The 24,611-nt window shown below is 56.5% G+C and carries 21 protein-coding genes; 11 read left to right on the top strand and 10 right to left on the bottom strand.

The genetic code is table 11. The features are described from left to right. Window positions 1–98 precede the first annotated feature (98 nt). The 3 genes from purC to dapA all read right to left on the bottom strand — a co-directional run bounded on the left by purC (window position 99) and on the right by dapA (window position 2,851). Window positions 99–812, bottom strand: a complete 714-nt coding sequence (gene purC, locus ACZ6J2_RS05835; protein ID WP_023332985.1) for a phosphoribosylaminoimidazolesuccinocarboxamide synthase — start codon at window positions 810–812, stop codon at window positions 99–101. Between the two features lie 109 nt (window positions 813–921). Further along, complete coding sequence (gene bamC / locus ACZ6J2_RS05830) at window positions 922–1,956, bottom strand: outer membrane protein assembly factor BamC (protein ID WP_471725147.1); 1,035 nt, start codon at window positions 1,954–1,956, stop codon at window positions 922–924. A gap of 16 nt (window positions 1,957–1,972) precedes the next feature. After that, window positions 1,973–2,851: a 4-hydroxy-tetrahydrodipicolinate synthase gene (dapA, locus tag ACZ6J2_RS05825; protein ID WP_033146170.1), complete on the bottom strand. Its 879-nt coding sequence runs from the start codon at window positions 2,849–2,851 to the stop codon at window positions 1,973–1,975. Between the two features lie 145 nt (window positions 2,852–2,996). On the opposite strand from dapA, the gene ACZ6J2_RS05820 reads away from it, so the two are divergent. Together ACZ6J2_RS05820 and bcp are read left to right on the top strand one after the other, a co-directional pair. Beyond that, window positions 2,997–3,566 (top strand): glycine cleavage system transcriptional repressor, encoded by a 570-nt coding sequence (locus ACZ6J2_RS05820; RefSeq protein ID WP_471725146.1) that lies wholly within the window; start codon window positions 2,997–2,999, stop codon window positions 3,564–3,566. Next, the gene (bcp, locus tag ACZ6J2_RS05815; RefSeq protein ID WP_032659360.1) at window positions 3,566–4,036 is read left to right on the top strand and encodes a thioredoxin-dependent thiol peroxidase; all 471 of its coding nucleotides are present in this window, start codon (window positions 3,566–3,568) and stop codon (window positions 4,034–4,036) included. Before ACZ6J2_RS05820 ends, bcp begins: the two co-directional genes overlap by 1 nt. Window positions 4,037–4,131: 95 nt before the next feature. On the opposite strand, the gene ACZ6J2_RS05810 is transcribed toward bcp, so the two are convergent. Continuing rightward, complete coding sequence (locus ACZ6J2_RS05810) at window positions 4,132–5,196, bottom strand: AI-2E family transporter (protein ID WP_033146172.1); 1,065 nt, start codon at window positions 5,194–5,196, stop codon at window positions 4,132–4,134. Window positions 5,197–5,417: 221 nt separating this feature from the next. Here ACZ6J2_RS05810 and bepA point away from each other — a divergent pair, with 221 nt between their 5' ends. Beyond that, window positions 5,418–6,881, top strand: a complete 1,464-nt coding sequence (gene bepA, locus ACZ6J2_RS05805) for a beta-barrel assembly-enhancing protease (protein ID WP_471725144.1) — start codon at window positions 5,418–5,420, stop codon at window positions 6,879–6,881. Between the two features lie 18 nt (window positions 6,882–6,899). After that, a complete protein-coding gene (gene arsC / locus ACZ6J2_RS05800; protein ID WP_023308762.1) occupies window positions 6,900–7,256 on the top strand; it encodes an arsenate reductase (glutaredoxin) in 357 nt (118 codons plus the stop codon). On the opposite strand, the gene ACZ6J2_RS05795 is transcribed toward arsC, so the two are convergent. After that, entirely contained in the window at window positions 7,253–8,077 is an 825-nt protein-coding gene (locus tag ACZ6J2_RS05795) for a transposase family protein (protein WP_471725142.1), read from the bottom strand. The two genes, arsC and ACZ6J2_RS05795, sit on opposite strands and share 4 nt — an antisense overlap. A gap of 146 nt (window positions 8,078–8,223) precedes the next feature. On the opposite strand from ACZ6J2_RS05795, the gene celB reads away from it, so the two are divergent. From celB to ACZ6J2_RS05780, 3 genes are read left to right on the top strand one after another with little or no spacing between them, the layout of a single operon-like run. Further along, window positions 8,224–9,543, top strand: a complete 1,320-nt coding sequence (celB, locus tag ACZ6J2_RS05790) for a PTS cellobiose transporter subunit IIC (protein ID WP_471725140.1) — start codon at window positions 8,224–8,226, stop codon at window positions 9,541–9,543. A 3-nt stretch (window positions 9,544–9,546) separates the two neighbouring features. Then, window positions 9,547–10,503, top strand: coding sequence for a N(4)-(beta-N-acetylglucosaminyl)-L-asparaginase (locus ACZ6J2_RS05785; RefSeq protein WP_471725138.1), 957 nt, complete (start codon window positions 9,547–9,549; stop codon window positions 10,501–10,503). Then, window positions 10,503–11,921: a leucyl aminopeptidase family protein gene (locus ACZ6J2_RS05780; RefSeq protein ID WP_471725359.1), complete on the top strand. Its 1,419-nt coding sequence runs from the start codon at window positions 10,503–10,505 to the stop codon at window positions 11,919–11,921. Before ACZ6J2_RS05785 ends, ACZ6J2_RS05780 begins: the two co-directional genes overlap by 1 nt. Before the next feature lie 41 nt (window positions 11,922–11,962). On the opposite strand, the gene ACZ6J2_RS05775 is transcribed toward ACZ6J2_RS05780, so the two are convergent. From ACZ6J2_RS05775 to ACZ6J2_RS05760, 4 genes are all read right to left on the bottom strand, one after another. Further along, entirely contained in the window at window positions 11,963–12,664 is a 702-nt protein-coding gene (locus ACZ6J2_RS05775; protein ID WP_471725358.1) for a DnaA inactivator Hda, read from the bottom strand. Window positions 12,665–12,761: 97 nt separating this feature from the next. Continuing rightward, the gene (uraA, locus tag ACZ6J2_RS05770; RefSeq protein WP_029739962.1) at window positions 12,762–14,051 is read right to left on the bottom strand and encodes a uracil permease; all 1,290 of its coding nucleotides are present in this window, start codon (window positions 14,049–14,051) and stop codon (window positions 12,762–12,764) included. 83 nt (window positions 14,052–14,134) lie between these two features. After that, complete coding sequence (upp, locus tag ACZ6J2_RS05765) at window positions 14,135–14,761, bottom strand: uracil phosphoribosyltransferase (RefSeq protein WP_023308769.1); 627 nt, start codon at window positions 14,759–14,761, stop codon at window positions 14,135–14,137. Between the two features lie 227 nt (window positions 14,762–14,988). Continuing rightward, window positions 14,989–16,419, bottom strand: coding sequence for a 6-phospho-beta-glucosidase (locus ACZ6J2_RS05760; protein WP_126787069.1), 1,431 nt, complete (start codon window positions 16,417–16,419; stop codon window positions 14,989–14,991). 266 nt (window positions 16,420–16,685) lie between these two features. Between ACZ6J2_RS05760 and purM the strand changes: the two genes are divergently transcribed. From purM to ppx, 4 genes are all read left to right on the top strand, one after another. Beyond that, window positions 16,686–17,723, top strand: coding sequence for a phosphoribosylformylglycinamidine cyclo-ligase (gene purM, locus ACZ6J2_RS05755; protein ID WP_032643593.1), 1,038 nt, complete (start codon window positions 16,686–16,688; stop codon window positions 17,721–17,723). Continuing rightward, entirely contained in the window at window positions 17,720–18,361 is a 642-nt protein-coding gene (purN, locus tag ACZ6J2_RS05750; RefSeq protein ID WP_471725136.1) for a phosphoribosylglycinamide formyltransferase, read from the top strand. Before purM ends, purN begins: the two co-directional genes overlap by 4 nt. A 207-nt stretch (window positions 18,362–18,568) precedes the next feature. Continuing rightward, on the top strand, window positions 18,569–20,629 hold the full coding sequence (gene ppk1, locus ACZ6J2_RS05745) for a polyphosphate kinase 1 (RefSeq protein ID WP_033146179.1): 2,061 nt from the start codon (window positions 18,569–18,571) through the stop codon (window positions 20,627–20,629). Window positions 20,630–20,632: 3 nt separating this feature from the next. Further along, window positions 20,633–22,171, top strand: a complete 1,539-nt coding sequence (ppx, locus tag ACZ6J2_RS05740; RefSeq protein ID WP_023308773.1) for an exopolyphosphatase — start codon at window positions 20,633–20,635, stop codon at window positions 22,169–22,171. Window positions 22,172–22,175: 4 nt separating this feature from the next. Here the strand turns inward: ppx and ACZ6J2_RS05735 are convergent, their stop codons facing one another. Then, window positions 22,176–24,416, bottom strand: a complete 2,241-nt coding sequence (locus tag ACZ6J2_RS05735) for a bifunctional diguanylate cyclase/phosphodiesterase (RefSeq protein WP_471725135.1) — start codon at window positions 24,414–24,416, stop codon at window positions 22,176–22,178. Window positions 24,417–24,611: the final 195 nt, after the last annotated feature.

Below are 24,611 nucleotides of genomic sequence, written 5' to 3'. Positions count from 1 at the left end.
TATAATAGCTATGATCGTAGGCGGTTAACGGCAAGATTACCATAGGAAACAAAGGTAAGACGCCAAAGGATGCAAACATCCTTTGGCAAGTGAGGAAGTTAGTCGAGCTTAACGCCTAAACGGTGAGCAACCGCTTCGTACGCTTCAATCAGACCACCCAGGCTCTGACGGAAACGGTCTTTGTCCATTTTATCCAGGGTTTCTTTATCCCACAGGCGGCTACCGTCCGGTGAGAACTCATCGCCCAGCACCACTTCGCCTTTGAACAGACCGAACTCAAGCTTGAAGTCGACGAGGATCAGGCCCGCGTCATCAAACAGCTTTTTCAGCACGTCGTTGGCTTTATAGGTCAGCTCCTGCATACGCGCCAGGTTCTCTTTGCTCACCCAGCCGAAGGTTTCGCAGTAGGATTCGTTGACCATCGGGTCGTGCATGGCATCGTTTTTCAGGAACAGGTCGAACAGCGGTGGATTCAGTTCGATACCTTCTTCAATGCCGAGACGCTTCACCAGGGAGCCCGCCGCGCGGTTACGAATAACGCACTCAACCGGAACCATATCCAGTTTTTTCACCAGACATTCCGTATCGGACAGCAACGCTTCCATCTGGGTCGGGATACCCGCTTCAGCCAGTTTGGTCATAATGAAGTGGTTGAACTTGTTGTTCACCATGCCTTTACGATCGAACTGCTCAATGCGTGCGCCATCCCCTGCTGACGTATCATTGCGGAACTCGAGCACCAACAGATCCGGGTTTTCCGTGCTGTATACGGTCTTCGCTTTGCCACGATACAACTCAGCTTGCTTCTGCATCTTCATTACTCCTGGTGTGATGATTTGTGTTCAAAACTGGGGATATTATGCCACGCACACGTTTGCGTAGCACTAAAATAAAAAGGGCTGGATTCACCAGCCCTCGTATTTATTTGCTGAATGCTGCCTGGAAGACAGCGACCAGCGCATCGTTCTGCGACTGGGTCAGCGTGTGACCTTTCGGATCGATAAACTGCAGACTGCTGCGGTTATCAAGGTCGCCAACCTGAATCTTGTAGTCACCGGAGGCAAGCTGAGGATCTTTCGCGCCCAGTTCCTGCCATGCGCTGTCGGAGAGCGGCTTATACGTTGCCGTCATGCTGCCGGTTGAACGCGTGCTGTCGGTCACTTTCATGCCCACTTTTTCAAGCGTCGCTGGCAGACGCTGCCAGGTCTGGTTAAACGGTGCACGCACCACCAGCATTGGCAGGCCGGTATCATCCGCGCCGCTTTGCACATCAAAGGACGCGCCGCTGCGGCTCTGCGCGGCGTTGGCGGCATCGGTAGCGGTTTTATCCAGACCCGCGGCAATCACGTTCAGCATTTCGGTGCTGTAACGCTGTAGGGACGAGGCATCCGCAACCGGTTTACCCGCCTGCTCCAGGTTCAACAGCTTAACGTTGACCGCCTGCTGGTAACCCTGTGGTTTTACGGAGACTTGATAGCGACCGCGGTACTGCTGGTCTTCATCCAGACGGTTCCATTCGACCCAGTCGGTGGTTAACGTCTGGCTGGCGTCATCGCGTTTATCGATGGTGTAGTTCTTCGACTGAATGACGCTGACAACCTGCGGCCACAGCGAGCTACCGCGCGCGCTCTCAACCATCAGAGACGCCGTATCACCGGTGAACTGGGTACGCGCCCCGCTGACCAGCGCCAGAGGCTGTGCTGGCGGACGAATATCAAGCGCTTTACCGACCAGGCCGCTGCCGTTGGTCACGGGAATATTATAATCGCCGTTCTGAATCGGCAGGATCATACCAGCCGGTGCGTGAAGTTCAGCAAGCGGGGTCGCATCCAGATAGGATTCATCACCGCTCACCTGGCGCTTGTAGCGCGAATCTGAACTACAGGCAGCGAGCAGCATAACAAGCGAAACACTCGCAACCTTCGCCAGGCGCGACTTCTGTACTGAATAAGCCATCAAATCTCCCTAAACTCTACAGCAAACCGGCATGCTTCAGCGCCGCCCTGACGATGTCACGACCGTGGTCGGTAATCGGTGTCATTGGCAAACGCAGCGTATCGGTTGCTACAAGCCCCAACTCCTTACATGCCCATTTCACTGGGATCGGATTGGGTTCGACAAATAATTTATTGTGCAGCGGCATCAAACGCTGATTAATGACGCGCGCTTCATCAAAGTGACCGGCTGCGGCCAGTTTGCACATTTCAGCCATATCGCGCGCCGCAACGTTTGACGTTACGGAGATCACGCCATGACCACCGAGCTGCATAAAGTCCAGCGCGGTCGCATCATCACCACTCAACAGGATAAAGTCGTCTGAAACCAGCTCTTTGATCTGATGAACGCGGCTTAAGTTCCCTGTCGCCTCTTTAATACCGATAATATTTTTTACTTCCGAGAGACGACCAACGGTTTCCGGCAGCATATCGCAACCGGTACGGGACGGCACATTATACAGAATTTGTGGCAAGTCAGTATGTTCAGCGATGGCTTTGAAGTGCTGGAACAAACCTTCCTGAGTAGGACGGTTGTAATAAGGGGTCACCGTCAGACAGCCCACGATGCCGCTGTCGTTAAAACGCTTGGTCAGGCTGATAGCTTCTGCGGTTGCATTAGCCCCTGTCCCTGCGATGACCGGAATACGTCCGTCCGCCAGTTCCAGGGTGAGCATCACCACATCACCGTGCTCGTCGTGGCTCAGCGTTGCGGATTCACCGGTAGTCCCTACCGAAACGATCGCCGAGGTTCCGTTGGCGACATGGTAATCAATGAGCTTCTTCATGCTTGACCGGCAGACATTACCTTTTTCATCCATCGGTGTAACAAGCGCGACAATACTTCCCGTGAACATGAGCCATCCTCTGTGCGAACAAGAGCCTCAATGTTACGTTTGGAACTGTAATAAAAGCAAGCGACCTGAGGCTCGCAGGCGGTTGTATGCATGTTTTTTTTATGCTTTCCTTAGGAAGACTTAACCATGCAAAGGAAGAACAGGTTTGACAACCTCATCACAACATTACCTGGTTATCACTGCGCTGGGTGCCGACAGGCCGGGTATCGTGAACACCATCACCCGCCACGTAAGCAGCTGCGGCTGTAATATCGAAGACAGCCGTCTGGCGATGCTTGGCGAAGAGTTCACATTTATTATGTTGCTTTCCGGGACATGGAACGCCATTACGTTAATTGAATCGACCCTGCCGCTGAAGGGGGCCGAACTGGATTTGCTGATTGTCATGAAGCGCACCACCGCGCGTCCGCGTCCGGCACTGCCTTCTACCGTCTGGGTACAGGTTGAAGTGCCTGATTCACCGCATCTGATTGAGCGTTTCACCGCGCTTTTTGACAATCATCAGATGAATATTGCCGAACTGGTTTCCCGTACGCAGACAAGCGATGACCAGGGTCCTCCGGTGCTGTTTATTCAAATTACCGCGCACAGCCCTGCCTCACAGGATGCGTCAAATATCGAGCAAGCGTTCAAAGCCCTCTGTACAGAATTAAACGCGCAGGGCAGTATAAGCGTCGTCAATTATTCGCAGCACGAACAGGATGGAGTTGAGTAATGAACCCACTGAAAGCCGGTGACATCGCACCGAAATTTAGCTTACCGGATCAAGACGGCGAGCAAGTAAATTTGACCGACTTCCAGGGACAGCGTGTTCTGGTCTATTTCTACCCGAAAGCCATGACCCCCGGCTGCACCGTACAGGCCTGCGGCTTACGCGACAACATGGACGAGTTGAAAAAAGTCGGCGTGGAAGTGTTGGGTATCAGCACGGATAAACCAGAAAAGCTGTCACGATTTGCTGAAAAAGAGCTACTGAACTTCACGCTGCTTTCTGATGAAGATCATCAGGTATGCGAGCAGTTCGGCGTCTGGGGCGAGAAGACGTTTATGGGTAAAACCTACGACGGCATTCACCGCATCAGCTTCCTGATTGACGCTGACGGTAAAGTTGAACATGTGTTTGACGACTTCAAAACCAGCAACCACCACGACGTGGTGTTGAACTGGCTGAAAGCAAGCGCCTGATAAACAGCAAAACGGCAACCCAGGTTGCCGTTTTTAGTGTTTCCCCCTCTCCTCGCGGGAGAGGGTCGGAGTGAGGGCATCAGGCCGCACAAAAACTACTTCTCTTCCACCGCCGGCACATCCGGCCACGCGTGGACCACGGCTTTAATCAGCGTCGCCAGCGGAATCGCAAAGAACACGCCCCAGAATCCCCACAGCCCGCCGAAAATCACCACGGATAAGATAATCACCAGCGGATGCAGGTTCACCGCTTCGGAGAACAGCACCGGTACCAGCAGGTTACCGTCCAGCCCCTGAATAATCAGGTACACCGCGAAGCAGCTCCAGAACTCGGTCCCCAGCCCAAACTGGAACAGCGCGACCCCAACAACCGGAATGGTCACCACAAACGCGCCGATATACGGAATCAGGACCGACAGACCCACCAGCACCGCCAGCAGCAGCGAGTAGTTCAGGCCGAAAATCAGGAAGCCAATCCAGGTGGCTACCCCCACGACAATCATCTCCAGCACCTTGCCGCGAATGTAGTTTGTGATCTGCTGGTTCATCTCTTCCCAGACCTGCCCTGCCAGCCCGCGGTTGCGCGGCAGAATACGGCGCACGGCGTTGAGCATCTGATCTTTATCTTTCACCAGGAAGAAGACCATCAGCGGCACGAGGACAAGGTAAACCGCCAGCGTCAGCAGTCCGACCAGCGAGGCCAGAGAGTACTTCACCACCGAATCGCCCATCGTCATGATGCGGGCGCGCATATTTTCGGCCATCGCGTCGATAATTCCGGCATCCATCAGGGCCGGGTAACGGCGCGGCAGCGTGGCGGCAAAATCAGACAGCTTGTTCAACATGCCGGGCATGTCGCGGATCAGGTTAATTCCCTGCTGCCAGGCGACCGGCATCACCACAAAGGCCATTAGCAACAGGATGCCGACAAACAGCACCAGCACGATGCTGGTCGCCCAGCGGCGGGAACAGCCGATGTGTTCCAGGCGCGCCGTCGGCCACTCCAGCAGGTACGCCAGCACAATCGCCACCAGCAGTGGCGCGAGCAGGCCGCTGAAGAAGAACAGAATACCGAACCCGGCAACCAGAATAACCAACAAAGCAATGGCTTCCGGGTCGCTGAACCGACGCCGGTACCACTGCATTAACATTTCGAGCATACAACCCTTCCCTGAATCGAATGGCGGGAGTGAGACGGTGAATTGTATCTAACTGTCACAAAAAAGACTTTCGCTTTTTGTATCCCGATCGCAATCCGCAAAAGCCTGATGAATGGGATTTTCTTCATGCTGTAACACGGCTACACTCGCAGGGCAGCAGAGATGAACGTTATGCCGGTTCATCGGTCAAATTAGCACATCCAACATACAGGACAGTGGTTATGTTCAGGCAGTTGAGAAAAACACTGGTTGCAACACTGATTGCCGCGGTGACGGTCGGTCAGGTGTTGCCCGCTTTTGCTGACTCGTCCGATTCATTGCCGGACATGGGCACCACAGCAGGAAGCACGCTCTCTATTGGGCAAGAGATGCAAATGGGGGATTACTATGTTCGCCAGCTGCGCGGCAGCGCCCCGCTGATTAACGACCCTTTGCTGGTACAGTACATTAACGGGCTGGGGATGCGTCTGGTTTCGCACGCCGACTCGGTAAAAACGCCCTTCCATTTCTATTTAATCAATAATGACGAAATCAACGCCTTCGCCTTCTTTGGCGGAAACGTGGTGCTGCATTCGGCATTATTCCGTTATTCCGACAACGAAAGCCAGCTGGCCTCGGTCATGGCGCACGAAATTTCGCACGTCACCCAGCGCCACCTGGCGCGCGCCATGGAAGACCAGAAACGTAACGCCCCCCTCACATGGGTGGGCGCGCTGGGCTCCATTCTGCTGGCGATGGCCAGCCCGCAGGCCGGGATGGCGGCCCTGACTGGTACGCTGGCTGGAACGCGCCAGGGAATGATCAGCTTTACCCAGCAAAATGAACAGGAAGCTGACCGCATCGGGATTCAGGTGCTGCAGCGTTCGGGCTTTGACCCGCAGGCCATGCCGAGCTTCCTCGAAAAACTGCTCGATCAGGCGCGTTACTCTTCCCGTCCGCCGGAAATCCTGCTGACGCACCCATTACCCGAAAGCCGCCTGTCGGACGCGCGTAACCGTGCTAACCAGATGCGTCCGGTGGTGGTCCAGTCTTCGCAGGATTTCTACATGGCGAAAGTGAGAACCCTGGGGATGTACAATTCCGGGCGTAACCAGCTCACCAGCGACCTGCTGGATACCCTGGCGAAAGGCAACGTGCGTGAGAAAAACGCCGCGCAGTATGGTCAGGCGCTCCAGGCGATGGAAGCCAGCAAATACGACGAGGCGCGCAAAGCGCTGCAACCGCTTCTGGCTGCCGACCCGAACAACCCGTGGTACCTCGATCTGTCGACGGATATCGATCTGGGCCAGAAGAAAACGGCCGATGCGATCAACCGTCTGAAAGGGGCGAAAGACGTCCGTAACAACCCGGTGCTGCAGCTTAACCTGGCGAACGCTTACTTACAGGGCGGTCAACCTGGCGAAGCGGCGACCATTCTGAACCGCTATACCTTTAACAATAAAGACGATCAAAACGGCTGGGATCTGCTCGCTCAGGCGGAAGCTCAGCTTGGCAACCGCGATCAAGAGCTGGCGGCGCGTGCCGAAGGTTTTGCCCTGGTGGGCCGCCTCGATCAGGCGATTTCCACGCTCAGCAGCGCCAGCGCGCAGGTCAAACTCGGCAGCCTCCAGCAGGCCCGTTACGACGCGCGTATCGATCAGCTGCGCGGCCTGCAGCAGCGCTTTAAGCCGTACGAAAAGATGTAATAAAGGAGAATTCACGTCATGACAGACGCCGTAAAAATTTATCACAACCCTCGCTGCTCCAAGAGCCGCGATACCCTGAGCCTGCTGAAGTCTAACGGCGTTGAGCCGGAAGTGGTGCTGTACCTCGACACCCCACCTGACGCGCAAACCCTCCGCCAGCTGCTGCACATGCTGGGAATGGGCAGTGCAAGAGAGCTGATGCGTCAGAAAGAAGATCTGTATAAGTCGCTTAACCTGGATGACAGCCGCCTCACCGAGGCTGAGCTGATCCAGGCGATGGTTGAAAATCCAAAGCTGATTGAGCGCCCGATAGTGGTGGCGAACGGCCAGGCGCGCATTGGACGCCCGCCGGAAGACGTGCTCGAGATCCTCTAGTCCTTATGCCGTAGCGCTTCCAGAAAGGCCTGCGGCGTACTCTCTCCCAGCTTTTTCTGCGCTTTTCCCCGGTTGTAAAATTCGCACAGCTGGATCAACAGCTCGCCTGCCGATTCACTGTTCAGACGTGGGATGATTTCACATAGCGGTAGATCAACCTGAACGGCGCGGTATTGCCGTGGATGCACCGTTACGGTGGCATTGCGCTCCTTTAGCTTCACCTCGAAACCAAAAGTCTCAACAGATTGAATATCAGCCGGACAGGCTTCCAGCGCGTCGTTCGCCCAGTGGGCCAGCAGCTGCGGAGAAATGCCCGCGTACAGCCGGGCGTAGCACCAGCCGCTCACGGGTTCACGCGCCCAGAGCAGATGCTGTTCCCCGCCATCGTCCATATGCAGCGACAGAGGCTGATGATGTAACAGGAGTTTTTGCGGCACGATACCTGCCTTCAGCGCCTTTTTTCCCTGCAACGTCGCGCCCTTCTGCCTTACCGAAGCCGGTTTGAGGTAGCGGTTCAGGGTCGCACGGGACACGGCGATCCCGAGTTCGCTATTGACCATCTGCAGCAGTTCGTCCAGCGGGGCGCCAGTGATATCCCGCAGGGCATTGACCAGCGCAACCTGCTCCTGTCTCAATGCTTTGTGTATCACTTTTGGCGTCGTGTGATTATCCGAAACCTGCTCGCGGTTGCGCCAGCGCCTGACGGTAGTGACCGAAATACCCAGCTCGGTAGCCAGCTCCCTGTCGCTTTTATCTGACTGCTGTAGATAGCGACGGATGCGCGGCGTCGTGGTGGCATTAGCATGCAGTTTAATTTCCATCGCAGGATCCTCAGAACCAATCTCATGAGATTTATATTACACCAGCGATTGCTTTGTGACCGATTTCACCTTTCGCTCGCCGCGCTTCACTGATAATCCTAAGACATAACACAAACAACACCCCTCAATCTTGTACGGAGTTCACAATGAACAATGTTCTGGGATTTCTTGAAGCAAAACTGATGCCGCTGGCGGCCAAAACGGCCCAGCAGCGTCATCTCGGGGCCATTCGCGGCGCCTACGTGTCATTCATGCCGTTTATCATCGTCGGCTCTATTCTGCTGGTGATCTCGTCGTTCCCGAATCAAGCCTATCAGCAGTTTATGTCTCAGGCCTTTGGTGAGAGCTGGAGCGCCATCATCGAAATCCCGTTCAACGCGGTGTTCTCCACCATGTCGCTGTTCATCAGCTTCCTGGTCGCCTTCCGCCTGGCGGAACACTACGGTGAAGACCGCATCTCCTGCGGCATTCTTTCGCTGGTCGCCTTTCTCATCCTGACGCCCTTTATCAAAGTGGCGGAAAACGGCGGTATCACCGTCATTCCGGTGGAGTGGATTGGCAGCAAAGGGCTGTTCGTGGCGATGATCGGTTCCCTGCTGTGGACGGAGCTGTTCTGCTGGCTCAAGCGCAAAAAACTGGTAATCAAAATGCCGGACGGCGTGCCTCCGGCGGTGCAGGAGTCGTTCGCCGCGCTGATCCCGGCCCTGCTGGTGATGATTCTGGTGCTGGGTATCCGCATCGTGTTTGAAAACACCCACTACAACACCATCCACCAGTTTATTTACGAAGTGGTTGCCACGCCGGTGCGCCACTACGGCACCTCTTACTTTGGCGCGCTGATGACGGTGTTCAGCATCACCATTCTGTGGTCAGTGGGCATTAACTCCGGCTCGATGATCAACGGCATCATTCGCCCGCTGTGGATGGAGAACCAGACCGACAACATCGCCGCGATTCAGGCAGGCACGACGCCGCCGCACATTATTACTGAACAGTTTTTTGACATGATCTGGATGGGCGGCGCGGGGGCCACGCTGTCGCTGGTGATTGCGATGCTGATTTTCGCCCGCAGCAAAAACATGCGTGAAGTGGCGCGCCTCGGCGCCGGGGCATCGGTGTTTAACATCAACGAACCGATCCTGTTTGGCCTGCCGGTGATCATGAACCCGATCATGCTTATCCCGTTCAACCTGGTGCCGCTGGTGCTGGTCACCGTGCAGTATGCGGCGATGAAGATTGGCGCGGTTGCCGTCACCACCGGGGTGTTTATTCCCTGGACGCTGCCGCCGGTCATCAGCGGCTTTATCGTTACCGGACACCTGAGCGGCAGCGTCATGCAGCTTATCAACCTGCTGATTGGCGCCATGCTCTATCTGCCTTTTATGCGTATCGTGGACAAACAGTACCGCGCGGCGGAAATGGCCACCTTTACGCAAACCGACACCACCCTTGCAAAACAGGAGTAAAGCATGTGGGGAATTATCGCAACCTGGCGAATGGCGCTTGAAGGGGTAACGGAATCCGCGTTTGCCCTGGCGGCCGGGAAACCGGTCGCTGCGGCGGTAGTCGATGCCGTCGCAGCCGTGGAGGACTTTCCGCTGTATAAATCCGTCGGCTACGGCGGGCTGCCCACCGAAAACGGCGAGGTGGAGCTGGACGCCGCCTACATGGACGGCGATACGCTGGCGTTCGGCGCCGTGGGCAATCTGGTGGATATCGCCAACCCGGTGCGCGTGGCGCACGCGTTAAGCCGCCAGCGCTACAACAGCCTACTGGTCGGCCAGGGCGCGCGGGAATGGGCGCTGAGCCAGGGCTTTGCCGACAAACCCATGCTCACGGTTCGGGCCATGCAGCACTACCGTAAGCGCTGCCGGGAAACGCTGGATAAGGGCTTGAGCCCCTACGACGGACATGACACCGTCGGCATTATCGGCCTCGATAAGCAGGGTTCAATGAGCGTTGCCACCTCCACCAGCGGCCTGTTCATGAAAAAGCGCGGCCGACTCGGGGATTCGCCCATTATTGGCTCCGGCTTTTACTGTGACAGCGAAACCGGCGCGGCTACCGCCACGGGCGTCGGTGAAGATCTGATGAAAGGCTGCACCAGCTACGAAATCGTCCGCCGCATGGCGCAGGGTATGACGCCGCAGCAGGCGGCCGATTCGGTAGTGTTCGAACTGGAAGACAAGCTGATGTCGCGCTTTGGCCGCGCGGGCGATCTCTCCGTGGTGTGCATGAACAACAGGGGCGAGTTCGGGGCCGCCACCAACATCAAAACCTTCTCGTTTGTGGTGGCGACGGCTCGCCAGCCCCTCACCGTTTTTCGTACCGAACGCCTGCGCGAGAAAACGCATTATCACGCCGTAGACGATGAGTGGATGCGGGCCTATGCCGCGCGGATCCGCGCGCCGATTGAGGAATCATGATGATTACGTATCAGTTTATCACCGCAATCTCTGACGCGGCTCCGCAAAACCATTTGATTGCGTCCGCCTCCTGTACGCATTTGCCCGAAACGGCGCTTGTCGCGGAAATGCGCGAGTCTGCCAGCATCGCTGACACCCGCTTTGGCTGCGCCCCGTTTGCCCGGATCACCCTGCTGCCGGATGCCCTCTGGCAGGATAGCCTGACCGAAGGATTACTGACGGCGCTGCGCCCGCTGCTGGCCTCGCCCGTCAGTCCCGAGCTGATACTGGACGTTACCGATATCGACGATGTGGTGCTGGCGCAGGTGCTGCGTTTTCTCTTTAATCAGGCACACAGGCTAAGCGATTTGCAGTTGAAGAAAACCTGTGACAGCGTCCGTCTTGAACGCATCACCGCGCTCTGTTTACCCGAACAGCAGGACCGACTGGCGGTTATTTTCCGCCAACAGCAGGCCATCGCCCATGGCATGGTCGCGGCGCGACGTCTGGCGGATATCCCGTCCAATCGATGCACGCCGCAGTTTGTGGTGGAAGAGGCGCAAAGGCTCTGTGCCGCCTTCCCCGCCCTGCGCTGCGAAGTGCTGAACGAAAAGGCTATTGCTGAGCAGGGTCTGGGGCTGCTGCAGGCCGTTGGCAAAGGGGCGAGCTGTCCGCCGCGCCTGCTGGCGATCCATTATGACGGTGCCAGCGACGGCCCGGTGCGCTGCTATGTGGGTAAAGGCATTACCTTCGATACCGGAGGCCTGTGGCTGAAGGAAGGCGCGGGCATGTACACCATGAAATACGACATGTGCGGTGCGGCTAACGTGCTGGGCCTGATGCTGACCGTCGCAGAGCTGGCGCTGCCCGTGCGCATCATGGGCGTGCTGGCGCTGGCGGAAAACGCCATTGGCCCGGATGCCATGCAGCCCGGAACGGTGGCGACGGCCTGCAACGGCACCACGGTTGAAATCAACAACACCGATGCCGAAGGCCGACTGGTGCTGGCGGACGCCATCGCCTGGGCCAGCCTTCGCCATCCGCAGGCGCGCTATATTATTGATATGGCCACCTTAACCGGTGCGGTCGTGAAGGCGCTGGGGTATGAGCTGAGCGGGCTGATGACGCAGGATGAACCGCTGCGCGCGGCGCTGACGCTGGCGGGCAAGCAGAGCGGCGATGAAGTGTGGTCCCTGCCGCTGGATGCGCGGCTGAAAAAACAGACCGACAGCGCGATTGCCGATCTGTGCAACACGCCGACCAATAATGCTGCAATCAGTGCGTCGGCGGCGTGGCTGCTGCATCACTTTTGCCCGCCGACGATCCCGTGGGCGCATCTGGACATCAGCGGTACGGCGCTGTGGCGCGAAAACGGACGGAGCGTGGCGTCGGGAAGACCGATTCCACTTTTGGTTGAACACCTGCTGGGGGATGTCTAGTTTTCGTAGGCCGGGTAAGGCGCAGCCGCCACCCGGCACAACTACAGCTTGAGAATATCTTTCACAAACGGAATGGTGAGCTTGCGCTGGGCGGTAATGGAGGCGCGATCGAGCTGATCGAGCGTGTCAAACAGCGTGCGCATTTCCCTGTCCAGACGCTTGAGCAGGAAGCGCCCCACGTCCTCCGGCAGCTCAAACCCGCGCTGCTTTGCGCGCAGCTGTAACGCCTGAAGCTTATCTTCATCCGACAGGGGCTGGAGCTTGTAGATTTGCCCCCAGTCCAGACGAGATGCCAGATCCGGCAGCCCCAGATTCAGCTGGCGAGGCGGACGATCGCCGGTGATCAGCAGCCGGGTTTTGCCCGACTCCAGAATGCGGTTGTAGAGGTTAAAGATCGCCATTTCCCACGGCTCGTCCCCCGCCACGCATTCGATATTATCGATGCAGACCAGCGAGAGATGTTCCATTCCATCCAGCACCTCAGGCACGAACCAGGTACGTTTATCCAGCGGCACGTAGCCTACCGCATCACCGCGCGCCGAAAGCTCCGCGCAGGCGGCATGCAGCAGGTGGCTGCGCCCCGCGCCTTCGCGTGACCAGATATAGATGTATCCGCTGTGATCCTGGCGCAGCACGTTTTGCAGTGCAGCCAGTAAAGAGGGGTTATCACCCGGCCAGAAACTCGCGAAAGTTTCGTCGTCAGGGAGATAGAGTGGCAGAGAGAGCTGTGCCGGTCCGTTCAGAAATACCTCAACCAGAGATCCTACATAAAATCGGCGATGAGTTTAGCACGGAACCAGCCGGGAGAGAACCGGGCGGATCGTCCACCCGGTTAAAGGATCAGTGTGGCGCTTTTTCGCTGTCGTCCGCGTCGAGAATTTCTTCTTCCGGGCGGATGACCGAGATCAGCTTGAAGATCAGGCTCAGGCCCACGCCGACGATGGTCGCCAGCGCCATACCCTTCAGCTCGGCCGCACCAATGTGCACCTTCGCACCGCTCACGCCGATAATCAGGATAACGGACGTCAGGATCAGGTTCTGCGCCTTGCTGTAATCCACTTTGGATTCAATCAGCACGCGAATACCGGAGGCACCGATCACGCCGTACAGCAGCAGAGAAACGCCGCCCATTACCGGCACAGGAATGATCTGAATCGCTGCCGCCAGCTTGCCGACGCAGGAGAGCAGAATGGCGATGATCGCCGCGCCGCCGATAACCCAGGTACTGTAGACGCGGGTAATCGCCATCACGCCGATGTTCTCGCCGTAAGTGGTGTTTGGCGTGGAGCCAAAGAAACCGGAGATGATGGTGGAGAAACCGTTCGCAAACATGGAGCGGTGCAGGCCCGGGTCGCGGATTAAATCGCGCTTAACGATGTTCGCCGTCACCACCAGGTGGCCGACGTGCTCCGCAATCACCACCAGCGCCGCAGGCAGAATGGTGAAAATAGCAAACCATTCAAAGCGTGGCGTATAGAAGGTTGGCAGCGCGAACCAGTGCGCCTGAGCAATCGGGGTGGTGTCCACCACGCCCATCGCAAAGGAGAGCGCATAGCCCGCCAGCACGCCAATCAGGATCGGGATAATCGCCATGAAGCCGCGGAACAGCACGGAGCCAAACACCGTGACGCCCAGCGTTACCAGCGAGATGATAATGGTTTTGGAATCCGGTGACTGACCGTCAGCAGGCAGCAGACCGGCCATATTCGCCGCGACACCCGCCAGCTCAAGACCGATGACCGCAACGATGGCGCCCATCGCCGCAGGGGGGAACATCACGTCCAGCCAGCCGGTACCGGCTTTCTTCACAATGAAGGACACCACGCAGAACAGGACGCCACACATGATAAAGCCGCCCAGTGCGACTTCATAACCCAGCGGTAGCAGCAGTAATACCGGCGAGATAAAGGCGAAGCTCGACCCGAGATACGCCGGGATTTTGCCTTTACAGATAAAGAGGTACAGCAGCGTACCGATGCCGTTGAACAGCAGCACGGTGGCCGGGTTAATGTGGAACAGGATTGGCACCAGCACGGTTGCGCCAAACATGGCGAACAGGTGCTGCAAACTAAGCGGGATAGTCTGTAAAAGCGGCGGTCTTTCACTCACCCCGATAGCACGGCGCGTCATAGTGTTTTCCTCTGTGTAGTATTGTTGGTGTTTTATTCAAAAAAAAGCCGACTATCAAAGTCGGCTTATTTATCGTTATTCGATTATTTCGTACCAAAGATCTTATCGCCGGCATCGCCGAGCCCCGGGATGATGTACCCGTGCTCGTTCAGCCCCTGGTCGATAGAGGCGGTATACAGCTCAACGTCCGGGTGCGCTTTTTCCAGCGCAGCGATCCCTTCCGGAGCAGCAACCAATACCAGCACCTTAATGCTGTTACAGCCCGCGTTTTTCAGCAGGTCGATGGTGGCGATCATTGAGCCACCGGTCGCGAGCATTGGGTCAACCACCAGCGCCATACGCTCGTCGATGTTAGAGACCAGCTTCTGGAAGTAAGGAACCGGCTCAAGGGTTTCTTCGTTACGGTAGATACCCACCACGCTGATACGCGCGCTTGGCACGTGCTCCAGCACGCCTTCCATCATGCCGAGACCGGCACGCAGAATTGGCACCACGGTAATTTTCTTACCTTTGATCTGCTCAACCTGCACCGGGCCGTTCCAGCCTTCGATGGTGACTTTTTCTGTTTCCAGATCAGAGGTCGCTTCGTAGGTCAGCAGGCTGCCGACTTCAGATGCCAGTTCGCGAAAACGCTTCGTGCTGATGTCATGCTCACGCATCAGGCCCAACTTGTGTTTAACGAGTGGGTGTTTCACTTCCACAATCTTCATTCTCTTTCTCCTCTGAGGTGGCGTCCGCAAAAAAATCGCGGGATTATACCGCTTTTTTCGGATTAGGCCATACCCATGTTGCTTGACGTATATCAAGCAAAGTGATTTAGAGACAAAAAAACCGGAGGCGAGACTCCGGCTTGGGTGCGGGGTTCTGCCCGGTGGCGCTGCGCTTACCCGGGCCTACGTGTAGTGTAGGTCGGGTAAGCGTTAGCGCCACCCGACAACTACAGGTTCTCGCCGTTGCTCGCAATCACCTGCTTATACCAGTCGAACGATTTCTTTTTACTGCGGTTCAGCGTGCCGTTCCCTTCATTGTCTTTATCCACAAAGATAAAGCCGTAGCGTTTTTTCATTTCGCCCGTGCCGGCAGACACCAGGTCGATACAGCCCCACGGGGTATAGCCCATCAGATCCACGCCATCTTCCACCACCGCTTTTTTCATCTCGCGGATGTGGGCGGCCAGATAATCAATACGGTACTGGTCGTTCACCGTGCCGTCGCTCTCCTGCACGTCGATCGCGCCAAAGCCGTTCTCAACGATAAACAGCGGCAGCTGGTAGTGATCCCAGAACCAGTTCAGGGAGTAGCGCAGCCCGACCGGGTCAATCTGCCAGCCCCAGTCGGATTTCTGCACGTACGGGTTAGAGACCAGGCTCTTGCTTTCGTCGTAATCCAGCTGCGGGTTATCCGCCGTCGCCTTGGTGGCGAAGGACATGTAGTAGCTGAAGCCGATGTAATCGACGCAGCCCTGCTTCAGCGCGGCTTTATCTTCTTCGGTAATATCCAGCGCGAAGCCGCGACGTTCGAAGTAGTTGAGCAGGTGCTGTGGGTACCTGCCGCGCACGTGTACGTCGGTGAACCAGTAGCGGCGGTGCATGGCGTTCATCGCCATCATCATATCGTCCGGCGCGCAGGTCAGCGGGTAGATAGGACACATGGCAATCATGCAGCCAATCTGCAGCGACGGGTTAATCTCGCGCCCCGCCTTCACCGCCAGGGCGCTGGCCACGAGCTCATAGTGCGCCGCCTGGAACATCACCGGTTCACGGTCTTCACCCGGCGCGTACTTCAGCCCGGAGTTGGTGAACGGCGCAAAGTCTTCGTGGAAGTTGGCCTGGTTGTTGATCTCGTTAAAGGTCATCCAGTACTTCACCTTATGCTGGTAGCGCTGGAACACCACTTTTGCAAAACGAACGAAGAAGTCGATCAGCTTACGGTTGCGCCAGCCGCCGTATTCCGTAACCAGATGGAAAGGCATCTCGAAGTGAGACAGGGTGATAACCGGCTCGATGCCGTACTTCAGGCATTCGTCGAACAGATCGTCATAGAATTTCAGGCCAGCCTCGTTAGGCTCAAGCTCGTCGCCTTTCGGGAAGATCCGCGTCCAGGCAATAGAGGTGCGGAAGCATTTGAACCCCATCTCGGCAAAGAGTTTGATGTCTTCTTTATAGCGGTGGTAGAAATCAATGGCTTCATGGTTAGGATAATTTTTCCCCTCCAGCACGCCGTTGGTGATTTCACGCGGCACGCCGTGCGCCCCCGCGGTCATGACATCGGCAACGCTCACGCCCTTGCCGCCCTCTTTCCAGCCGCCTTCCAGCTGGTGCGCCGCAACGGCCCCGCCCCACAGAAAATCTGCTTTAAATCCCGACATTCGCTTTCCCTCATTCTGCGTTATTTTCTGCAAAAACAATTACAGAAACCGGTTTCAGTTCGATGATGTGCAAAGGGCAAAGCTGTTGCAAGCAGTTCTCAGAAACCGGTTTCATTTTCGTGAACAGAGTCAAGTTTGGCTGCATTCACGAGGCACACAGAAAAAAAGATCCCCACGTCCAGAATAGGCTCGCAAACGTTTGCCTGGACTGTTAGAATTGCGCCGATTTTTCTTACTAGCTATGCAATCGCGTGGGGATTTAAGCCGTGACCAACAAAACTTCTCTCAGCTACAAAGATGCCGGTGTTGATATTGACGCAGGTAATGCGCTGGTTGACCGAATCAAAGGTGTGGTGAAAAAAACCCGCCGCCCGGAAGTGATGGGTGGTCTGGGTGGATTCGGCGCACTGTGCGCGCTGCCGCAAAAATATCGTGAACCTGTTCTGGTCTCGGGTACTGACGGTGTAGGCACCAAACTGCGCCTGGCGATGGATTTAAAACGTCACGACACGATCGGTATCGATTTGGTCGCGATGTGCGTGAATGACCTGGTGGTACAGGGCGCAGAGCCGCTGTTCTTCCTCGATTACTACGCGACCGGCAAACTGGACGTGGATACCGCAGCCAGCGTGATTAGCGGTATCGCCGAAGGCTGTCTGCAGTCCGGCTGTGCGCTGGTCGGTGGTGAAACCGCAGAAATGCCGGGCATGTATCACGGCGAAGATTATGACGTCGCGGGCTTCTGCGTCGGCGTAGTAGAAAAATCAGAAATTATCGACGGCAGCAAAGTGGCCGATGGCGATGTGCTGATCGCGCTCGCCTCCAGCGGCCCGCACTCCAACGGCTACTCCCTGGTGCGTAAAATCCTCGAAGTGAGCGGCTGTGACCCGCTGACCACCGAGCTGGACGGTAAACCGCTGGCCGACCATCTGCTGGCGCCGACCCGCATCTACGTGAAAAACGTGCTTGAGCTTATCGAGAACGTCGACGTTCACGCTATCGCTCACCTGACCGGCGGCGGCTTCTGGGAAAACATCCCGCGCGTCCTGCCGGATAACACCCAGGCGGTGATCGACGAATCCTCATGGCAGTGGCCAGCCGTGTTTAACTGGCTGCAGACCGCGGGCAACGTGAGCTCTCACGAAATGTACCGCACCTTTAACTGCGGCGTGGGCATGGTTATCGCCCTGCCGGCAAGCGAAGCGGATAAAGCGGTTAAGCTGCTGACTGAAAAAGGTGAAAACGCGTGGAAAATCGGTACGATTAAAGCCTCCGATTCCGAACAGCGTGTGGTCATTGAATGAAAAACATCGTGGTGCTCATTTCCGGCAACGGAAGCAATTTGCAGGCAATCATAGACGCCTGCAAACAGAAGAAAATCAATGGCACCATTCGGGCAGTTTTCAGCAACAAGGCCGACGCGTACGGCCTTGAGCGTGCGCGGGAAGCAAACATTCCCGCGCACGCGCTGGAAGCCAGCCAGTTCGCCGGGCGTGAAGCCTTTGACCGCGAGCTGGTGCATGAGATTGATGCCTACGCGCCGGACGTGGTCGTGCTGGCGGGCTATATGCGTATTCTGAGCCCGGCCTTCGTCGAACACTTCGCCGGTCGTCTGCTGAATATCCACCCTTCCCTGCTGCCAAAATATCCCGGCCTGCACACCCATCGCCAGGTTCTGGAAAACGGCGATGATGAGCACGGCACCTCCGTGCATTTCGTTACCGACGAGCTGGACGGCGGTCCGGTGATCCTGCAGGCCAAAGTTCCGGTCTTTGACGGCGATAGCGAAGAAGACGTGACCGAACGCGTGCAGACCCAGGAACACGCCATTTACCCGCTGGTGGTCAGCTGGTTTGTCGACGGGCGTCTCGAGATGCGCGACGGCGCAGCCTGGCTGGACGGCGTGAAGTTACCCCCGCAGGGTTATGCGGCGGAAGAGTAGTTTGTTACGTCGGGTGGCGCTGCTGCGCTTACCCGACCTGTTCATTGCATTACCCGATATTCCCTTCTCCAACCTTCTAAAATCCCCAACAAAAAAAATAACTGTCATACTTTTCTGGCACTGTTGGACATATCGTGGAAATGCTCGCCATAATAAGGACGAGACGGATTTACCACGTCCTGTGATTGAACTGGAGTGTGAGCTGTAATGGGTCAGGAAAAGTTATATATTGAGAAAGAGCTAAGCTGGTTAGCATTTAACGAACGTGTACTCCAGGAAGCGGCAGACAAAAGTAACCCGCTTATCGAGCGCATGCGTTTTTTGGGCATTTATTCCAACAACCTGGATGAGTTCTACAAGGTTCGCTTTGCCGAGCTGAAAAGACGCATCATCATCAGCGAAGAACAGGGCTTAAACTCGCACTCGCGGCATCTGCTGGGCAAAATCCAGTCCCGCGTGCTGAAAGCCGATCAGGAATTTGACGGCCTGTATAACGAGCTGCTGCTGGAGATGGCGCGCAATCAAATCTTCCTGATTAACGAACGCCAGCTTTCCGTTAACCAACAAAACTGGCTGCGCCACTACTTCAAACACTACCTGCGCCAGCACATTACCCCGATTCTGATCAACCGCGAAACCGATCTGGTTCAGTTCCTGAAGGATGATTACACCTACCTGGCGGTGGAAATTATTCGCGGTGAGTCTATCCGTTACGCGCTGCTGGAGATCCCGTCCGACAAGGTGCCGCGCTTTGTGAACCTGCCGCCGGAAACCCCGCGCAGACGCAAGCCGATGATCCTGCTGGACAACATCCTGCGCTACTGCCTGGACGACATCTTCAAAGGCTTCTTCGATTACGATGCGTTAAACGCCTACTCGATGAAGATGACCCGTGACGCCGAATATGACCTGGTGCACGAGATGGAAGCCAGCCTGATGGAGCTGATGTCCTCCAGCCTGAAACAGCGCCTGACGGCCGAGCCGGTCCGTTTTGTCTATCAGCGCGATATGCCGGACGCCATGGTGGAGATGCTGCGCGAGAAACTGACCATTTCGCGCTATGACTCCATCGTGCCGGGCGGTCGTTACCACAACTTTAAAGACTTTATTGGCTTCCCGAACGTCGGCAAAGCCAATCTGGTGAACAAGCCGCTGCCGCGCCTGCGCCATCTGTGGTTCGATAAATTCCGCAACGGATTCGACGCCATTCGCGAACGCGACGTGCTGCTTTACTATCCGTATCACACGTTTGAGCACGTGCTCGAACTGCTGCGTCAGGCCTCGTTCGATCCGAGCGTGCTGGCGATCAAAATCAACATTTACCGCGTGGCAAAAGATTCCCGCATCATCGACGCGATGATCCACGCGGCGCACAACGCCAAAAAAGTCACCGTGGTGGTTGAGCTGCAGGCGCGCTTCGACGAAGAGGCCAACATTCACTGGGCGCGCCGTCTGACGGAAGCCGGTGTGCACGTCATCTTCTCCGCGCCGGGGCTGAAAATTCACGCCAAGCTGTTCCTGATTTCCCGTAAAGAGGGCGACGATGTGGTGCGTTATGCCCACATCGGTACCGGGAACTTTAACGAGAAAACGGCGCGAATTTATACCGACTACTCGCTCTTAACCGCCGACGCCCGCATCACTAACGAAGTGCGCCGGGTCTTTAACTTTATCGAAAACCCGTACCGTCCGGTGAGCTTTGACTATCTGCTGGTCTCGCCGCAGAACTCGCGCCGCCTGCTGTACGATATGATCGATAAAGAGATCGCCAATGCCCAGAAAGGGCTGTCGTCCGGCATCACGCTGAAGCTTAACAACCTGGTCGACAAAGGGCTGGTGGACAGGCTGTATGCAGCGTCCAGCTCCGGCGTGCCGGTTAACCTGCTGATCCGCGGCATGTGCTCGCTGATCCCGGAACTGGAAGGCATCAGCGACAATATTCGTGTGATCAGCATTGTTGACCGTTACCTTGAACACGATCGGATCTATATTTTTGATAATGCGGGTGATAAACAGGTCTATCTCTCTTCGGCAGACTGGATGACGCGCAATATTGACTACCGTATTGAAGTCGCGGCACCGCTGCTGGATCCGCGTCTGAAGCAGCAGATCCTCGACATCATCGAGATTCTGTTCAGCGATACCGTGAAAGCACGCTATATCGACAAAGAACTCAGTAACCGCTATGTACCGCGCGGCAACCGCCGCAAAGTGCGGTCGCAACTGGCGATTTACGACTATATCAAATCACTCGAGCAACCCGATTAACCTATGCCGATAAATGATAAGACCCCACGCCCGCAGGAATTCGCCGCGGTCGACCTTGGCTCTAACAGTTTCCACATGGTCATCGCCCGTGAGGTGGATGGCGCGCTGCAGATCATCGGTCGTCTGAAGCAGCGCGTACACCTGGCGGATGGTCTTGATGAACGCAGCATGCTCAGCGAAGAGGCGATGGAGCGCGGGTTAAACTGCCTGTCGCTGTTTGCTGAACGCCTGCAGGGCTTCTCGCCCTCCAGCGTGTGCATCGTGGGCACTCACACCCTGCGCCAGGCCCTGAACGCCCCGGAGTTTCTCAAGCGGGCCGAAAAAGTGATCCCCTACCCGATTGAGATCATCTCCGGCAACGAGGAAGCGCGTCTGATTTTCATGGGCGTTGAGCACACCCAGCCGGAAAAAGGACGCAAGCTGGTTATCGATATCGGCGGTGGCTCAACGGAGCTGGTGATCGGCGAAGACTTTGAGCCGCGTCTGGTGGAAAGCCGCCGTATGGGCTGCGTCAGCTTCGCGCAGATGTATTTCCCGGGCGGCACCATCACCCGCGAGAACTTCCAGCGCGCGCGTATGGCGGCTGTCCAGAAGCTGGAAAATCTGGCCTGGCAGTACCGTATTCAGGGCTGGAACGTGGCGCTGGGCGCGTCGGGCACCATCAAGGCGGCGCATGAAGTGCTGCTGGCGATGGGTGAAAAAGACGGGTTTATCACGCCAGAACGCCTGACGTTGCTGACCGAAGAAGTGCTGAAGCATAAAAGTTTTGACGCCTTAAGCCTGCCGGGTCTTTCCGACGAGCGTAAAGCGGTATTCGTGCCGGGGCTGGCTATTCTCTGCGGCGTGTTTGATGCCCTCGCCATAAAAGAGCTGCGTCTGTCGGACGGCGCGCTGCGTGAAGGCGTGCTGTATGAGATGGAAGGCCGCTTCCGCCATCAGGATATTCGCAGCCGCACCGCGCAAAGCCTGGCCAACCAGTACAACATCGACCGTGAACAGGCGAAGCGCGTGCTGGACACCACGGTGCAGATGTACGAACAGTGGCAGGAGCAGAATCCGAAGCTCGCGCACCCGCAGCTTGCCGCGCTGTTGAAATGGGCCGCGATGCTGCACGAGGTGGGGCTGAACATCAACCACAGCGGGATGCACCGCCATTCGGCCTACATTCTGCAAAACAGCGATCTGCCTGGCTTCAACCAGGAGCAGCAAACCATGATGGCGACCCTGGTGCGTTATCACCGCAAGGCCATCAAGCTCGACGACCTGCCGCGCTTTACGCTGTTCAAGAAAAAACAGTTTCTGCCGCTTATTCAGCTGCTGCGTCTGGGCGTGCTGCTCAATAACCAGCGTCAGGCCACCACCACGCCGCCTACGCTGAAGCTTAAAACCGACGACCATCACTGGACGCTGAGCTTCCCGCACGACTGGTTCAGCCAGAACGCGCTGGTCCTGCTGGACCTGGAAAAAGAGCAGCAGTACTGGGAAGCGGTCACCGGCTGGTTGCTCAAAATTGAAGAAGAGAGCGCCGACGTCGCCGCGTAACGGCTCAGGCGTCCGCGGTGGACGCCTCTGCTTCCAGCAGTGACTCAAGCGGTGCCGGTCTGCCAATCAGATAACCCTGCACATAATCGATGCCTAGCGCGTGAACCGCGCTACGTATCTCTTCGCTTTCGACATACTCCGCCACCACCAGCATCTTTTTCATGCGCGCCAGATGGCAGATAGACGCCACAATCTGATAATCCAGGCTGTTGTTGACGATATTGCGAATAAAGCTGCCGTCAATCTTGAGAATATCCGCGTCCACGCTTTTCAGCCGCGCATAGCTCGCATAGCCGGTGCCAAAATCATCAATTGCAATACGTACCCCCATTTTCTGCAGCTGCCGGAGGATGTGTAGCGCCTGCTCCGCATTGCAAAAGGTGCTGCACTCCGTCACTTCAAAGATCAGCTGCCACGGCTCAATGGCGTATTTCGCCAGCAGGCGATTCACCTCAAGCGGAAACTGCACCCGACACACGGTCGACGGGGCAAGGTTAATGGCAAAGCGCTGGCCGGGCAGTCTTTCGCGATGCGCGGCGAGAAAGCGCAGGGTGTGCTCGAGCACCCACAAATCTACCCGCGAAGAGAGACCAAACTCCTGCGCGACGGGCAGGAACTGGTCGGGGGAGATCAATAGCCCGTTTATATCCGGCATCCGGAGCAGGACTTCGTGATAGCAATCGCCACGCATGCCGCGAACGGGTTGAACCAGCAGGGCGAATTCGTCGTTATCGAGCGCCTTTTGCAGGCGGCTCATCATCGCGACTTTATCCTTCAGGTTGCGCTGCAAATGGACGGCCCCACGCTGCTGAAGGTTTTCCGGATGGTTGGAGGAGAGCGACAGGTCGGCAACCACGCCCAGTTCGCCAAGCACCAGATAAAGATGGTTAACCGGGGACCGGACATAGCAATAGCTCACGCCCACCTGCGGCTGCAGCGGCATGCCGTCCCAGACAAAGCGGAACTGCTTGATGTGCTCGTCCAGGGCTTCAATCCGCTGCTGGTGCGATTCCGCGTTAAGCCGTACCGCCAGGTCATACCCGGTCAGGTGATACACCCGCTCATTGGGCTGGAGAATGCCATTCACCCACTGCGCCAGCTGCTGTTTGTACTGAATCCTCAGCAACACGCCGTAATTTCGGCCCAGAATTTCCAGCTCCGGAATGCGCAGAAGGCAGAGCGCCGACCACGGGTTTTTCGCCAGATCGCGCGACAGCGCCCGCAGGTTAGGCATATGGACGACCGGGTCGAGCAGCGCCAGCCTGCGGGAGCGTTTGTTCGCCGCGCGCTGCCGGGTCGCCAGCATCGACATATAAATCACCACGAACGAGAAGACCAGGTAACTGGAAGAGGTGATCGCCAGCTGTATGTCATACCCCGGATTTACCGGGATATAGCGGTAAAAATAGTGAATAGACACCAGCAGTATCGGCGTCCAGATAAGCGAAATCAGCTTATAGCCAAAACGCATCGCGCCCCAGAGCATCACCGGCATCAGCAGGGAAAGAGTGTAGTTGGTGGTGAAAATGGAGCTGTTCTCATTCATCGGAATCAGCAGCAGCGAAAGCAGCCCGCCAAGCGCGATAGCCCACACCAGCAACTCAACGACCGTCACCTTTTTGTCTATCTCGGAACGGATCTGCGAGAGAAGGCTTTTGATATAACGCGGATGTCGAAGCAGGCGGATCAGCAGATAGCTCAGCGGCACGCCCGTTAGCCCGCTGACCAGCAGCGTCTGATAGTTGATGAGCGTGCGAATATTGAGGGGATTTAATCCCGCAAGGCTCTGACGGCTCTCATACACGCCTAAATACACCGCAAACTGAAACAGCACCAGAAACAGCGTCGCGGGGCAGAACGCCTGCCAGAAGATGCGCTGCGCCATCAGCCGCACGTCGCCGTACGCGGTCATATTCCGTCTGGGCGCAAACACCCGGTAGCCTCCCCAGCTGAGCACTAAAGGGACGACAAAATGGAGGATCCCCGCGACGGTTTCAAACATCCCGACCGACGGGTAATAGCGGATAAACAGCGACAATACGATCCCGGGCAGCGCTTCCAGGCCAAAGAACATCATCAGCGAAAGCAAAAATGAGAGGGGTAAATAATAGAGTGCCGCAATGCCGTCGCCCAGCTGCGTGAATGTATTCGCAATGCTCAGCACAGGAAGTAAAACCACCGGTAAAATAAGCGGTAATGCCCACCAGCGGTTTTCATTTTTTTTCAGGAAAGCCAGAATGTTCATAGATGCCCGGTTAAACCCCTTTCGCTCCAGAGGGAAAATAAAGACAGGCATCCAACCTGACGTACGCGCCGCCCGGCAAGGTAAGGGGCGAACTGTATGGAGGAAGGATTTTAAATATCAGGGCCGGGAAGCCGTTGACTTAAATCAAACTACTTTACGCAAATAACTTTTTGCGGCGTTTTTTTGAAATTATTT

This window comes from Enterobacter sp. E14S, from assembly GCF_055666685.1.
This window is presented reverse-complemented; position numbering and strand designations above follow the sequence as displayed.